We start from the raw sequence: 13,900 nt of genomic DNA, 5'->3' as shown, positions 1-13,900 counted from the left end.
CGCCGGTTTAGGGTGATGATCACCCGATACGACTGTGCGACCCTGTAACGTTAGTGAACCGTCAATAAGTGACGTCCCAACGGACGTCCGAACAGAGCGAACAACACAGGGTGCGCCGGGAAGTCTGGTCGGCAACTGCATGAGCCATGCCGTCGACCAACCGGAGGTGCCCCCACCGTGGACACGCCCACGCCCACCCCCAGCCGCACGTTCCTCGGCCGGATGTCGCTGCCCGAGCGCCGCTTCGTCGCCAACGCGCTGCGCACCGAGACCGTCGGCGGCGTGCTGCTGCTCCTGGCGGCCGTAGCCGCACTGATCTGGGCGAACGTCCCCGGCATCTCGGACAGCTACTACACCGTCGGGTCCTTCCACATCGGCCCCGCCTCCCTCGGCCTGAACCTCTCGATCCAGCACTGGGCGGCTGACGGCCTGCTCGCGATCTTCTTCTTCGTCGCCGGCATCGAGCTCAAGCGGGAACTCGTCGTGGGCGACCTGCGCGACCCGAAGGCCGCCGCCCTCCCCGTGATCGCCGCCCTCTGCGGCATGGCCGTACCCGCGCTGGTGTACGTACTCGTCAACACCCTCGGCAGCGGCTCGATGGACGGATGGGCGGTCCCCACCGCCACCGACATCGCCTTCGCCCTGGCCGTCCTCGCGGTCATCGGCACCTCGCTGCCGTCCGCCCTGCGCGCCTTCCTGCTGACTCTCGCGGTCGTCGACGACCTCTTCGCCATCATGATCATCGCGGTGTTCTTCACCAGCGACCTCAACTTCGCCGCCCTCGGCGGCGCCCTCGCCGGCCTGGTCCTCTTCTGGTTCCTGCTCCGCAGGGAAGTTCACGGCTGGTACGTCTACGTCCCGCTCGCCCTGGTCGTCTGGGGCCTGATGTACAACAGCGGCGTCCACTCCACCATCGCCGGCGTCGCCATGGGCCTGATGCTCCGCTGCTCCCGCCGGGAGGGCGAGTCCCAGTCCCCGGGCGAGCACATCGAGCACCTCGTACGGCCCCTGTCCGCCGGACTGGCCGTACCCCTCTTCGCCCTCTTCGCCGCCGGCGTCCCGCTCTCCGACAAGGCTATCGCCCAGGTGTTCACCCGCCCCGAGACCCTCGGCGTGGTCCTCGGCCTGGTCGTCGGCAAGACGGTGGGCATCTTCGGCGGCACCTGGCTGGCCGCCCGCTTCACCAAGGCCGAGCTGAACGACGACCTGGCCTGGCCCGACGTCCTGGCCGTCGCCTCGCTGGCCGGCATCGGCTTCACCGTCTCCCTCCTCATCGGCGAACTCGCCTTCGCCGACGACCCCGTCCTCACCTCCGAGGTCAAGGCCGCCGTCCTGATCGGCTCGCTGATCGCCGCCGTCCTCGCGAGCGTCCTGCTCAAGCTCCGCAACCGGAAGTACCGGACGCTCACCGACGCGGAGGAGCGCGACGAGGACGACGACGGCATCCCGGACATCTACGAGGAGGACAAGCCCGACTACCACCTCCGGATGGCGAAGATCTACGAGGACAGGGCCGCCGAACACCGCCGCAGGGCCGCGGAGGCCGCCGCCGCCACGTCCGAAGCGGCATCCGGGTCCAGCGCCGGAGCCGACCGTCCGGCATGATCTGACAGACGACGGAGGACAGCCGCCGACAGCAGACGACAGAGGGAGAGAGCGATGAGCGCAGTGGACCAAGGGGCGCGGGGAGCCGAGCGCACACTCGGCCAGCTGGTCGCCTCGGCCACCGCCGAGATGTCCGCCCTGGTGCACGACGAGATCGCCCTCGCGAAGGTGGAGATCAAGCAGGACGTCAAGCGGGCGGGCATCGGCAGCGGCGCCGCGATCGCCGCGGGGGTGCTGATCCTCTTCTCCCTCCCCGTACTGAGTTTCGCCGCGGCGTACGGCATCCACAATTTCGGGCTGCCGCTGTGGGCCTGCTTCCTGATCGTGGGAGCCGTGTTCTGGCTGGTCGCGGTGCTGGTCGGGCTGCTCGCGTGGGCGAAGTTCAAGAAGGTCAAGCCCCCGGTGAAGACCATCGAGTCCGTCAAGCGGACGGCGGCGGTCGTCGGGACCGTCAAGCCGCATCCGCGGCCGGTCAGTGACCAGGCTGTGGGTGTGGCACGCTCGTCCTCATGACAGCGCCCACGCCGGACCCCAGCACTCCCCCCACTGCTGCCACGGCGGTACGGCTCGACCTCCCCGGCGGCCGCAAGGTCACCCACCGCGACGTCGCGGCCAACGGCGCCCGCTTCCACGTGGCGGAGCTCGGGGACGGGCCGCTGGTGCTGCTCCTGCACGGCTTCCCGCAGTTCTGGTGGACCTGGCGCCACCAGCTCACGGCGCTCGCCGACGCCGGGTACCGGGCGGTGGCGATGGACCTGCGCGGCGTGGGCGGCAGCGACCGCACCCCGCGCGGCTACGACCCCGCCAACCTCGCGCTCGACATCACCGGGGTCGTACGCTCCCTCGGCGAGCCGGACGCCGCCCTGGTCGGGCACGACCTGGGCGGGTACCTCGCCTGGACGGCCGCCGTCATGCGGCCCAAGCTGGTGCGCCGGCTCGTGGTCTCCTCCATGCCGCACCCGCGTCGCTGGCGCTCCGCGATGCTGTCGGACTTCGGTCAGACCAGGGCCAGTTCGCACATCTGGGGCTTCCAGCGGCCTTTCGTACCCGAGCGGCAGCTCGTCGCCGACGACGGGGCCCTCGTGGGCGAGCTGATCCGCGACTGGTCGGGGCCCGTCCGACCCGAGGACGCGGACCTCGACGTGTACCGCAGGGCGATGTGCATCCCCTCGACCGCGCACTGCTCGGTGGAGCCGTACCGCTGGATGATGCGGTCGATGGCCCGGCCCGACGGCCTCCAGTTCAACCGCCGGATGAAGCGCCCGGTCCGGGTGCCGACCCTGCACCTGCACGGCTCGCTCGACCCGGTGATGCGGACGCGGAGCGCGGCGGGCTCCGGCGAGTACGTCGAAGCCCCGTACCGGTGGCGGTTGTTCGACGGCCTCGGGCACTTCCCGCACGAGGAGGACCCTGCGGCGTTCTCCACCGAGCTCGTGAACTGGCTCAAGGACCCCGAGCCGGACCGCTGAGGCACCCCGGGCGGCCCACGGGGCGGCGTACGGTGGATCCCTGACGCACCGGCAGTCCAGGGCCGCTCCCGTACGACAAGCATTCAATTGCCCGGCGCATAGGCCAATTGGCCGCCCCGGACGGGATTACCGACCTTGGGGCACGGGCACAGCTCGGAGTATGGGCTGGACGCACGACTACGGTGACACCGCACACGAACGACGCTCGGCCACCGCGCCGGGCACCCACGAGAGGCCTGGCCGGCACGGCCACGACCTCCGGCTAGGAATTCCGCGCATCCTGCGCCGCCGCGCCCGCTGGGTCTCGGCACGGCTCCGCCACCCGCGGACGTAGAGCCCGGCGCGCCGCAGGACGCCGACGCACCCGCCCCGACGCACCCGCCCCGACGCACCCGCCCCGGCCGGCGCACCGGAGCCGGCACGCCCGCTCCGCACCCCTTCACACGCGGACGCCGACCCCCGGGACGCGCCCTCGTACCGTACGGACGTCCGCGCCCGTACGGCTCAGAGGGCGCAGGCCTGGCTGTCGACCCTGCGCGTGGCGGTGGCGCCGAGCCGGATGTCGTCGCGGATCTCGTCCGCCGTCAGGGCGTAACCGGTGTTCGGGTCGTCGAGCGACTTCGCGAAGATGACCCCGTACACCTTGCCGTCGGGCGTGAGCAGCGGGCCGCCGGAGTTGCCCTGGCGCACCGTCGCGTACAGCGAGTACACGTCACGGCGGACGGTGCCCCGGTGGTAGATGTCCGGGCCGTTGGCGTTGATCCGGCCGCGGACACGGGCCGGGCGGACGTCGTAGGCGCCGTTCTCCGGGAAGCCGGCGACGATCGCGTCGCTGCCGCTGCTCGCGTCCTTGTCGATGAACTCCAGCGGCGGGGCCTTCAGCTTCGGCACGTCCAGGACGGCGATGTCGCGCGCCCAGTCGTAGAGCACGACCTTGCCGTCGTAGAGCTTGCCCTCGCCGCCGATCTGCACGGTCGGTTCGGTGACCCCGCCCACGACGTGGGCGTTGGTCATCACCTTGCCGGGCGCGAACACGAAGCCGGTGCCCTCCAGGACCTTGCTGCAACTGGGGGCGGTGCCGACGACCTTCACGATCGAGCGCTTGGCCTGCTCGGTGACGGGGCTGGTGGCGAGCGCCGGGTCGGGCGCCTTCACCTCGGTGATGGGCTCGTTGGAGAACGGGCTGAACACCTGGGGGAAGCCGTTGCGCGCCAGGGTGGAACTGAAGTCCGAGAACCAGGTGTTCGCCTGCTCCGGCAGGACCCGCGACACGCCCGTCAGCACCTTGGAATTGCGCACCTCCTTGCCCACCGTGGGCAGGGAGGTGACGGCGACCCACGAGCCGATCAGCCACGCCACCAGCAGCATCGCGACCACGTTGACCAGGGCGCCGCCGGTCGCGTCGAGCGCGCGCGCCGGCGACCAGGTGATGTGGCGCCGCAGCCGGCTGCCCAGATGAGTCGTCAGGGCCTGCCCGATCGAGGCGCAGATGATGATCGCCACGACGGCGATGACGACGACCGTGGTGGACACCCGGGTGCCGTTGTCGGTCACCCGGTCCCAGATCAGCGGGAGCAGGGACACGGCGATGAGACCACCGCCGAGGAAGCCGATCACCGACAGGATGCCGACGACGAACCCCTGGCGGTAGCCCACGATCGCGAACCACACGGCGGCGACCAGCAACAGGATGTCCAGCACGTTCACATGGGCCACCGTCTCATGAGCGCCAGTCGAGCGGTACGTGCCGGGAGCGGTCCCACGGGATCTCCCAGCCCGCGAAATGCAGGATCCGGTCGATCACTCCGGCGGTGAAACCCCAGACCAGGGCCGATTCGACCGTGAACGCGGGGCCTTGGTGCCCGCTCGGGTGCACGACGGTGACCCGGTGGCGGGGGTCCGTGAGATCCGCCACGGGAACCGTGAACACCCGCGCCGTCTCGGCCGGGTCCACGGCGCCGATCGGGCTCGGGGCCCGCCACCAGCCCAGCACCGGGGTCACGACGAACTCGCTGACCGGAATGTAGAGGCGGGGCAGCACCCCGAAGAGCTGGACCCCGGCGGGATCGAGGCCGGTCTCCTCCTCGGCCTCGCGCAGGGCGGCGCGCAGCGGCCCGGTGGTCTGCGGGTCGCCGTCCTCGGGGTCGAGGGCCCCGCCGGGGAACGAGGGCTGGCCGGGGTGGGAGCGGAGGCTGCCGGCCCGCTCCATGAGGAGCAGCTCGGGGCCGCGGGGGCCCTCGCCGAACAGGATCAGTACCGCGGCCTGGCGGCCCCGCCCGTCCTCGGGCGGCAGGAACCGGCTCAGCTGGGCCGGGCGGACCGTCCGGGCGGCGTCCACGACCGGGCCGAGCCAGCCGGGCAGCCCGTCGGTGGTGACCTCGGTGCTCCCCCGCACGGCGGGGGGCGGGAAGGCGCCGTAAGGGGTCTGCCGCGCGCCCGGAGGCGACGCGGGCGGTACAGGGGTCCCACCGGCCTCACCGGCCCCACCGGGCGCGGCGGGGGGCGGACCGGGCGGAGCGGTGGCCGGGCCCCGGGCGGGCGGCTCGGCGGAGCCCACCGTCCCGCGGGCCGCCCTCTGTGCACCGGCGTCGGCCGGGCGGTTCTGCGTAGCCCCAGTCATAGGCACCCCTGTCCGTGTTCTCCCACACCGCCAAACGCGGTCCGGGTACCGAATCGTTCCTAAGGCTGCGCCGCCGGCGCGGCCAACGGCGGGGCCGGGAGCCCCGGATAGTCCGGGGGCGGGGTCAGCCGCTGGCCCGGCTGCCCGCCCTTCTCGTACTTGAGGAGCTTCTTGGCCTTCTCCGGGTCCGTCTCGCCCTCCCCGTACGCGGGGCACAGCGGGGCGATCGGGCAGGCTCCGCAGGCCGGCTTGCGGGAGTGGCAGATCCGGCGGCCGTGAAAGACGACCCGGTGCGAGAGCATCGTCCACTCGCTCTTGGGGAAGATCGCGCAGATCTCCGCCTCGACCTTCTCCGGATCCTCCTGGTCGGTCCATTTCCAGCGGCGCACCAGTCGGCCGAAGTGGGTGTCGACCGTGATCCCGGGGACGCCGAACGCGTTGCCCAGCACCACGTTCGCGGTCTTGCGGCCGACTCCCGGCAGCTTCACCAGGTCCTCGATCCGGCCCGGCACCTCCCCGCCGAAGTCGTCCCGCAGGGCCTGCGAGAGGCCGAGCAGGGAGCGGGACTTCGCCCGGAAGAACCCGGTCGGCCGGATGAGCTCCTCCAGATCCTCGGGAGCGGCCGCGGCCATGTCCTCGGGGGTCGGGTAGGCGGCGAACAGGACCGGTGTCGTCTGGTTCACCCGCAGGTCGGTGGTCTGCGCCGACAGCACCGTCGCGACGAGGAGCTCGAAGGGGTTGCGGAAGTCCAGCTCCGGATGGGCGTACGGGTAGATCTCGGCCAGCTCGCGGTTGATGCGGCGGGCCCTGCGCACCATGGCCAGGTGCGACTCGCCCCGGACCGGCTTCGCTTTCTTGGCCGAACCTTTGCCGTCGGGGCCGGGCGGGGCCTTCGCAGGCACCTCCGAAGGGGCGTGTTCGCCCACGGCTGAATTACGGGCCGCCGTCACTCCTGCGGACCCCTTGGCCTGTGCTCTCACCGGCTTATTGGACACCCGGCCAGCCTAAGGCCGGCCGCTGACACCCGCCCGGACCTCAGGTAACACCACTCCGATTGGCCTCTCGCCGCACAGCACACCCGTCCGTCCGGCATCCTTGTGACTGATCGCACTGTTTGAGCCGTCCGGCAAAATGGGGAGCACGGTCCCCTGAGCTGGTCGACATAGGAGAGAGACTCGTGGACGACGTACTGCGGCGTGCCCCGCTCTTCGCGGCGCTCGATGACGAGCAGGCCGCGGAGCTCCGCGCCTCCATGGGCGAGGTGACCCTCGCCCGCGGTGATGCCCTGTTCCACGAGGGCGACCCCGGTGACCGGCTGTATGTCGTGACCGAGGGCAAGGTGAAGCTCCACCGCACCTCCCCCGACGGCCGCGAGAACATGCTGGCCGTCCTCGGCCCCGGCGAGCTGATCGGCGAGCTGTCGCTCTTCGACCCGGGCCCGCGCACCGCCACCGCCACCGCGCTGACCGAGGTCAAGCTCCTCGGCCTCGGCCACGGCGACCTGCAGCCCTGGCTCAACGCCCGGCCCGAGGTCGCCACCGCCCTGCTGCGCGCCGTGGCCCGGCGCCTGCGCAAGACCAACGACCAGATGTCCGACCTGGTCTTCTCCGACGTTCCCGGCCGTGTGGCGCGGGCGCTCCTCGACCTGTCGCGCCGCTTCGGCGTGCAGTCCGAGGAAGGCATCCACGTGGTGCACGACCTCACGCAGGAGGAGCTCGCCCAGCTCGTCGGCGCCTCCCGCGAGACCGTGAACAAGGCCCTCGCCGACTTCGCGGGCCGCGGCTGGCTGCGCCTGGAGGCGCGCGCCGTGATCCTGCTGGACGTGGAGCGCCTCGCGAAGCGGTCCCGCTGACGCCCGTCGCACCCCGAAGGGGTCCTGTCCGTACGCCGGGCAGGGCCCCTTCGCGCGTCCCGCGACCGCCTCCCGCACCCCCGCCGGACCGCCCCGCCCGCCGTCGGGGCACAGTGGAGCCATGAAGCACAAGGGGCTGGACGCGGACGGGTACTTCGAGCGCGAGGGGTCGCTGGGCCGGGTGCCCGCCGCCTTCGCCGGCGTCGTCGCGGCCGCGCGGGCGCGGACCGCCGAGGCGTACGGGCACCGGCTGCACAGCGCGTACCTGTACGGGTCCGTGCCGCGCGGGACCGCCCGCCCGGGCCGGTCCGACCTGGACCTGCTGCTCGCCCTGCACCACGAGCCCGCCGCCGAGGACCGCGACACCGCCGAGGTGCTGGCCCGCGGGCTGGACGAGGACTTCCCCGCGATCGACGGGGTGGGGATCCTGCTCCACGGCAAGGAGAACCTGCTGAGCGAGGCCGAGCGGTACGACCTCGGCTGGTTCCTCGCCTGCCTGTGCACCCCGCTCCTCGGCGCGGACCTGGCCGAGCACCTGCCGCGCTACCGCCCGGACAGCCTGCTCGCCCGGGAGACCAACGGCGACCTGGCCGCCATGCTGCCGGGCCTGCGCGCCCGCGCCGCGGCCGCCTCGACCCCGGAGGAACTGCGCCGCCTGACCCGGGGCCTCTCGCGGCACCTGGTGCGCACCGGGTTCACGCTGGTGATGCCGAGGTGGGGCGGCTGGACCAGCGACCTCGCCGAGTCCGCCGAGGTCTTCGGCCGGTACTACCCGCAGCGCGCGGCCCAGATGCGGGCGGCGGCCGCGGTGGCCCTGGACCCGGTCGCCGACCCGGCCGTGCTCCGCGCGTACGTCGAGGACCTCGGCCCGTGGCTCGCGGACGAGTACGCGGCCGTGCACGGCACCAAGACCCCCCGCTAGGGGGTGTCGTCAAAGTCGTTTCGTACGCCCGCACGGCAGGAACGAGTGGGACGAGACACCGCCTACCCCCCGGAGGGCTCCTGAGCGGCCTACAGGGCGACGTCCAGGGCCTCTACGGCCGACTTCGCCTCCGCCAGGCCCGCACCCGTGGCGCCGCGGTAGGCCTTGATCGCCTCGATCCGGCGGCCGTCGCGGAGCAGGGCCCGGACCCCGTCCAGGCCCGCCGGCTCCGGCTCGACGATGCCGAGGTGGTCCAGGATCAGGCCCAGGCGGCGCTCCGCCCGGTCCGCCCGGCGCTCCAGGCGCTGCAGTCGCAGGGTCACCGCCGAGGTGATCCAGCCGGCCGTCGCGACCAGCATCAGCAGCAGGAACAGGTCGTTCACTCGGGCCCTCCCGGGATCAGTCCGTGATCTTGAAGGTACTCGAGCTGCGCCCGGACGGACCATTCCGCGGCCGGCCACAGCGAGCGGTCGACGTCCGCGTAGACCCGGGCGACGACCGCCTCGGGGGTGGTGAGGCCGTCCTCGACGGCGGTCTCCACCTGGGCGAGGCGGTGGGCCCGATGGGCCAGGTAGAACTCCACGGCGCCCTGCGCGTCCTCCAGGACGGGTCCGTGCCCCGGCAGGACCGTGTGCACCCCGTCGTCGACGGCGAGCGAGCGCAGCCGGCGCAGGGAGTCCAGGTAGTCGCCCAGACGGCCGTCGGGGTGCGCCACGACGGTGGTGCCGCGCCCGAGGATCGTGTCGCCCGTCAGCACGGCCCGGTCGGCGGGCAGGTGGAAGCAGAGCGAATCGCTGGTGTGGCCCGGGGTCGGGACCACCCGCAGCTCCAGTCCGCCGGTCCGGATCACGTCCCCGGCGGCCAGGCCCTCGTCGCCGAGGCGCAGGGCCGGGTCCAGGGCGCGCACCTTGCTGCCGGTGAGCTCGGCGAAGCGGCCGGCGCCCTCGGCGTGATCCGGGTGGCCGTGCGTAAGGAGGGTGAGCGCGATCCGCTTCCCCGCCCGCTCGGCGGTGGCGACGACCGCGCGCAGGTGCGCCTCGTCCAGCGGGCCGGGGTCGACGACGACGGCCAGGTCGGAGCCGGGCTCGGACAGGAGCCAGGTGTTGGTGCCGTCCAGCGTCATCGCGGAGGCGTTGGGGGCCAGGACGTTGACCGCGCGGGCGGTGGCCGGCCCGGAGACGACCAGGCCGCGGGGCTGCCCGGGAAGTGCGGCGGCGTCGGTCATGCGGGGCCTCCCGGACGCACTCGCTTCGTGAACTCGTCGTGGCCCGGCCAGCTCAGCACCAGCTGGCCGTCCTCCAGCGAGGCCCGGGCCAGGACCGGGGCGAGGTCCTGCGCCGCGGCGGCGCCGAGCGCCTCGTCGGCGCTCCCGTACGGCTCCAGGGAACGCAGGGTGGAGATCGTCGGCGGCATCATCAGCAGCTCGCCCCTGTCGTACCCGGCGGCCGCGTCGGCGGGCCGGATCCAGACCGTGCGGTCCGCCTCGGTGGAGGCGTTGCGGGTGCGCTGGCCGACGGGGAGGGCGGCGACGAAGAACCAGGTGTCGTAGCGGCGCGGCTCGAACTCCGGGGTGATCCAGCGCGCCCACGCCCCCAGCAGGTCGGAGCGCAGCCGCAGCCCGCGGCGGTCCAGGAACGCGGCGAAGGACAGCTCGCGGGCGACCAGGGCCGCACGGTCGGCCTCCCAGTCGTCGCCGGTGGTGTCGCCCACGACGGTGTCCGGGGTCTCGCCGGCGAGCAGGACGCCCGCCTCCTCGAAGGTCTCGCGGACCGCTCCGCAGACGATCGCCTGGGCGGTGGCCGGATCGGTGCCCAGCCGGGCGGCCCAGTCGCTCCGGGACGGACCCGCCCAGCCGACCTGGTGCTCCTCGTCGCGGGGGTCGACCCCGCCGCCGGGATACGCGTACGCCCCGCCGGCGAAGGCCATCGAGGCCCGCCTGCGGAGCATGTGCACGGCGGGACCGGCGGGGGTGTCGCGCAGCAGCATCACGGTGGCGGCCCGCCGCGGTGCGACCGGGGTGATCGAGCCGTCCGCGAGCGCGCGGATGCGGTCGGGCCACTCCGGCGGGTACCACTGGCCTCCGGCGGGGGGCTGCTGCTGACCGTACTGACCATTCGGCATGGCGGGATGCTACGGCCATCCGGCCCGATGTTCGAGGGGCACCGTGCGGCGCCCGGCCGCCCGGGACCCGAAAGCGGACCGCGGCACGGCCCGTACGGGGGTACCGACGCGAACGGGCCGGTCCGCGCCCCGCGCGACCCGGCCCGTATCCGTACGGACGGACGGACGGGCGGGCCGGCGAAGCGCCGGCCGGCCGCGTCAGGCGGAGGGCTCGACCTCGACCTGGATCTCGACCTCGACGGGCGCGTCCAGCGGGAGGACCGCCACGCCGACGGCGCTGCGGGCGTGGACGCCCTTCTCGCCGAGGACCTCGCCCAGCAGCTCGCTCGCGCCGTTCAGCACGCCCGGCTGGCCCGTGAAGTCGGGGGCCGAGGCGATGAAGCCGACGACCTTCACGACGCGCACGATCTTGTCGAGGTCACCGACGACCGACTTGACGGCGGCGAGGGCGTTCAGCGCGCAGACCGCGGTGAGCTCCTTGGCCTGCTCCGCCGAGACCTCGGCGCCGACCTTGCCGGTGACCGGCATGCTGCCCTTGACCATCGGGAGCTGGCCCGCGGTGTACACGTACGCCCCGGACCGCACGGCCGGCTGGTACGCGGCCAGCGGCGGGACGACCTCCGGCAGGGTCAGGCCGAGCTCGGCCAGCCGCGCCTCGACGACGCCGCTCATGCCTTCTCCCGCTTGAGGTAGGCCACGAGCTGCTCGGGGTTGTTGGGCCCGGGCACGACCTGGACGAGCTCCCAGCCGTCCTCGCCCCAGGTGTCCAGGATCTGCTTGGTGGCGTGGACCAGCAGCGGGACGGTCGCGTATTCGAACTTCTTGGTCATGGGAGCGAGGGTAGTGCCTGTGGTGCGGGGCTCCTGCGCGCCCCGTGGGCCGAGTGGTTAGGCTCGGACGCTGTGAGCAGGCTCCAGGTGGTCAGCGGCAAGGGCGGCACCGGCAAGACCACGGTCGCCGCCGCACTCGCGCTCGCCCTCGCACGCGAGGGCAGGCGGACTCTACTGGTGGAGGTCGAGGGCAGGCAGGGGCTCGCGCAGCTCTTCGGCGCCGAGGCGCTCCCCTACGAGGAGCGGAAGATCGCGGTCGCTCCCGGGGGCGGTGAGGTCTTCGCGCTCGCCATCGACGCCGAGCGGGCGCTGCTGGACTACCTCCAGATGTTCTACAAGCTCGGTTCTGCGGGCCGCGCCCTCAAGAAGCTCGGCGCGATCGACTTCGCGACGACCATCGCCCCCGGGCTGCGGGACGTCCTGCTGACCGGCAAGGCGTGCGAGGCCGTCCGGCGCAAGGACAAGGCCGGCGGGTTCGTCTACGACCACGTGATCATGGACGCGCCGCCGACCGGCCGGATCACCCGCTTCCTGAACGTGAACGACGAGGTGGCGGGGCTGGCCCGGTTCGGCCCGATCCACAACCAGGCGCAGGCCGTCATGAAGGTCCTCAAGTCCCCCGAGACGGCCGTGCACCTGGTCACCCTGCTGGAGGAGATGCCGGTGCAGGAGACCGCGGACGGCATCGCGGAGCTCCGGGGGGCCGGGCTGCCGGTGGGCCGGATCGTGGTGAACATGGTCCGGCCGCACCACCTGGACGAGGACACGCTGCGCGCGGCGGCCGACGACCACCGCGCCGACGTGGCGCGGGCGCTGTCCCGGGCGGGACTCGGCGGGGCGCGCCGCGGCGGGCTGGCCGAACGGCTGGTGGACCCGCTGCTCGCGCAGGCGGCCGAGCACGCGGGCCGGGTGGAGCTGGAGCGCACGCAGCGCGCCGTGCTGAACGGGCTGGACGTGCCCGCGTACGAACTTCCCCTGCTGGGCACGGGAATGGATCTGGCGGGGCTGTACGCGCTCGCCAAGGACCTGCGGAAGCAGACGGTGGCCGAATGAGCGAGGGGGTGGACACCGTGGGCCTGGACACTCCGCCGCGGCTGGCGGTCGACCGGCTGCTGGACGACCGGGAGACCCGGATCATCGTGTGCTGCGGTTCGGGCGGGGTCGGCAAGACCACCACGGCCGCGGCACTGGGCGTACGGGCGGCCGGGCGCGGGCGCAAGGCGGTGGTGCTGACCATCGACCCGGCGCGCCGGCTCGCCCAGTCGATGGGCATCGACTCGCTGGACAACACCCCGCGCAAGGTGGATTCCGTGGGGGCGGACGGCGGTGAACTGCACGCCATGATGCTGGACATGAAGCGGACCTTCGACGAGATCGTCGAGGCGCACGCGGACGGCGAGCGCGCCCGGGCCATTCTGGCCAACCCCTTCTACCAGTCGCTGTCGGCCGGCTTCGCGGGCACGCAGGAGTACATGGCGATGGAGAAGCTGGGGCAGCTGCGGGCCCGGGACGACTGGGACCTGATCATCGTGGACACCCCGCCGAGCCGCTCGGCGCTGGACTTCCTGGACGCTCCGAAGCGCCTCGGGTCCTTCCTGGACGGGAAGTTCATCCGGGTGCTGATGGCTCCGGCGAAGGTGGGCGGCCGGGCCGGGATGAAGTTCCTGAATGTCGGCATGTCGATGATGACGGGCACGCTGAGCAAGCTGATGGGTGCCTCGCTGCTGAAGGACGTACAGACCTTCGTGGCCGCGATGGACACGATGTTCGGCGGCTTCCGCACCCGGGCGGACGCCACGTTCCGGCTGCTCCAGGCTCCCGGGACGGCCTTCCTGGTGGTCGCGGCCCCGGAGCCGGACGCGCTGCGCGAGGCGGCGTACTTCGTCGAGCGGCTGGCCGCGGAACGCATGCCGCTGGCGGGGCTGGTCCTGAACCGGGTGCACGAAAGCGGCGCCGACCAGCTGTCCGCGGAGCGGGCGTTGGCCGCCGCAGAGAATCTTGAGGAAGGCGGCATTGTCGATCAGGAGTCCGGGAAAGCTGGACTTCGTGACGCGGCCGCGGAGGCCGCCGAGGCTCCCGCGGGAACTCCCGAGACCGGCTCCCCCAGCGCCGCACGCGACACCGCGGAAGTCGACACGCACGACGTACACGGCACGCACGACGCGGACGGCTCGCACGATGCGCGAGACCCGTACGACGAGAACGCCGAGACCGACGAAAACGGCGCGCACGCGGCCGACGGCGCGATCACGGTGGACGTGATCACGGCGGGGCTGCTGCGCCTGCACGCCGAGAGGATGCAGGTGATCGCGCGTGAACGACGCACACGCGACCGCTTCACCTCACTGCACCCCGAAGTGGCGGTAACCGAAGTGGCCGCCCTGCCCGGCGACGTGCACGACCTCGCCGGGCTGCGGGCCATCGGAGAGCGACTCGCGGCCGGGGTTCCGGCCGGAGCGTAGACGTCCTTACGACGTGGTG

Annotated in this window: 15 protein-coding genes; 7 read left to right on the top strand and 8 right to left on the bottom strand. The window is 72.8% G+C overall.

The annotated features are described in order from the left end of the window. The first annotated feature begins 177 nt into the window (after positions 1 to 177). The 3 genes from nhaA to ACFWW8_RS17525 are packed head-to-tail and all read left to right on the top strand — an operon-like array spanning position 178 to position 3,074. Positions 178 to 1,605: a Na+/H+ antiporter NhaA gene (nhaA, locus tag ACFWW8_RS17535; RefSeq protein ID WP_386529682.1), complete on the top strand. Its 1,428-nt coding sequence runs from the start codon at positions 178 to 180 to the stop codon at positions 1,603 to 1,605. A gap of 54 nt (positions 1,606 to 1,659) precedes the next feature. Continuing rightward, positions 1,660 to 2,118, top strand: a complete 459-nt coding sequence (locus tag ACFWW8_RS17530; protein ID WP_386529680.1) for a phage holin family protein — start codon at positions 1,660 to 1,662, stop codon at positions 2,116 to 2,118. Next, positions 2,115 to 3,074 (top strand): alpha/beta fold hydrolase, encoded by a 960-nt coding sequence (locus tag ACFWW8_RS17525; RefSeq protein WP_386529679.1) that lies wholly within the window; start codon positions 2,115 to 2,117, stop codon positions 3,072 to 3,074. Before ACFWW8_RS17530 ends, ACFWW8_RS17525 begins: the two co-directional genes overlap by 4 nt. 504 nt (positions 3,075 to 3,578) lie before the next feature. Here ACFWW8_RS17525 and ACFWW8_RS17520 read toward each other — a convergent pair. The 3 genes from ACFWW8_RS17520 to nth form a co-directional block, all read right to left on the bottom strand. Continuing rightward, positions 3,579 to 4,781 (bottom strand): MarP family serine protease, encoded by a 1,203-nt coding sequence (locus ACFWW8_RS17520; protein ID WP_386529860.1) that lies wholly within the window; start codon positions 4,779 to 4,781, stop codon positions 3,579 to 3,581. A 13-nt stretch (positions 4,782 to 4,794) separates the two neighbouring features. Continuing rightward, positions 4,795 to 5,469: an NUDIX hydrolase gene (locus ACFWW8_RS17515; RefSeq protein WP_386529677.1), complete on the bottom strand. Its 675-nt coding sequence runs from the start codon at positions 5,467 to 5,469 to the stop codon at positions 4,795 to 4,797. 284 nt (positions 5,470 to 5,753) lie between these two features. Next, positions 5,754 to 6,596, bottom strand: coding sequence for an endonuclease III (gene nth, locus ACFWW8_RS17510; RefSeq protein WP_386529675.1), 843 nt, complete (start codon positions 6,594 to 6,596; stop codon positions 5,754 to 5,756). A 275-nt stretch (positions 6,597 to 6,871) separates the two neighbouring features. Between nth and ACFWW8_RS17505 the strand changes: the two genes are divergently transcribed. Then, entirely contained in the window at positions 6,872 to 7,546 is a 675-nt protein-coding gene (locus tag ACFWW8_RS17505; RefSeq protein WP_003981529.1) for a Crp/Fnr family transcriptional regulator, read from the top strand. A gap of 121 nt (positions 7,547 to 7,667) precedes the next feature. Then, positions 7,668 to 8,468, top strand: coding sequence for a nucleotidyltransferase domain-containing protein (locus ACFWW8_RS17500; protein ID WP_386529674.1), 801 nt, complete (start codon positions 7,668 to 7,670; stop codon positions 8,466 to 8,468). 89 nt (positions 8,469 to 8,557) lie between these two features. Here the strand turns inward: ACFWW8_RS17500 and ACFWW8_RS17495 are convergent, their stop codons facing one another. From ACFWW8_RS17495 to ACFWW8_RS17475, 5 genes are all read right to left on the bottom strand, one after another. After that, positions 8,558 to 8,851 carry a hypothetical protein gene (locus ACFWW8_RS17495; protein ID WP_386529672.1) on the bottom strand — a complete coding sequence of 98 codons (294 nt, stop codon included), beginning with the start codon at positions 8,849 to 8,851 and terminating at the stop codon, positions 8,558 to 8,560. Beyond that, positions 8,848 to 9,693 (bottom strand): MBL fold metallo-hydrolase, encoded by an 846-nt coding sequence (locus ACFWW8_RS17490; protein WP_386529671.1) that lies wholly within the window; start codon positions 9,691 to 9,693, stop codon positions 8,848 to 8,850. The genes ACFWW8_RS17495 and ACFWW8_RS17490 overlap by 4 nt, the downstream gene beginning before the upstream one ends. Further along, positions 9,690 to 10,589, bottom strand: coding sequence for an NUDIX hydrolase (locus ACFWW8_RS17485; protein WP_386529669.1), 900 nt, complete (start codon positions 10,587 to 10,589; stop codon positions 9,690 to 9,692). The genes ACFWW8_RS17490 and ACFWW8_RS17485 overlap by 4 nt, the downstream gene beginning before the upstream one ends. Positions 10,590 to 10,787: 198 nt before the next feature. After that, positions 10,788 to 11,261, bottom strand: coding sequence for a RidA family protein (locus ACFWW8_RS17480; RefSeq protein ID WP_386529667.1), 474 nt, complete (start codon positions 11,259 to 11,261; stop codon positions 10,788 to 10,790). After that, entirely contained in the window at positions 11,258 to 11,419 is a 162-nt protein-coding gene (locus ACFWW8_RS17475) for a DUF4177 domain-containing protein (RefSeq protein ID WP_007264966.1), read from the bottom strand. Before ACFWW8_RS17475 ends, ACFWW8_RS17480 begins: the two co-directional genes overlap by 4 nt. A 72-nt stretch (positions 11,420 to 11,491) precedes the next feature. Here ACFWW8_RS17475 and ACFWW8_RS17470 point away from each other — a divergent pair, with 72 nt between their 5' ends. Continuing rightward, positions 11,492 to 12,472 carry an ArsA family ATPase gene (locus tag ACFWW8_RS17470; protein WP_386529666.1) on the top strand — a complete coding sequence of 327 codons (981 nt, stop codon included), beginning with the start codon at positions 11,492 to 11,494 and terminating at the stop codon, positions 12,470 to 12,472. Then, positions 12,469 to 13,881, top strand: a complete 1,413-nt coding sequence (locus ACFWW8_RS17465; RefSeq protein ID WP_386529664.1) for an ArsA family ATPase — start codon at positions 12,469 to 12,471, stop codon at positions 13,879 to 13,881. Before ACFWW8_RS17470 ends, ACFWW8_RS17465 begins: the two co-directional genes overlap by 4 nt. Positions 13,882 to 13,900: the final 19 nt, after the last annotated feature.

The sequence above is a fragment of the Streptomyces sp. NPDC058701 genome (assembly GCF_042715295.1).
GTDB lineage: Bacteria > Actinomycetota > Actinomycetes > Streptomycetales > Streptomycetaceae > Streptomyces.
This window is presented reverse-complemented; position numbering and strand designations above follow the sequence as displayed.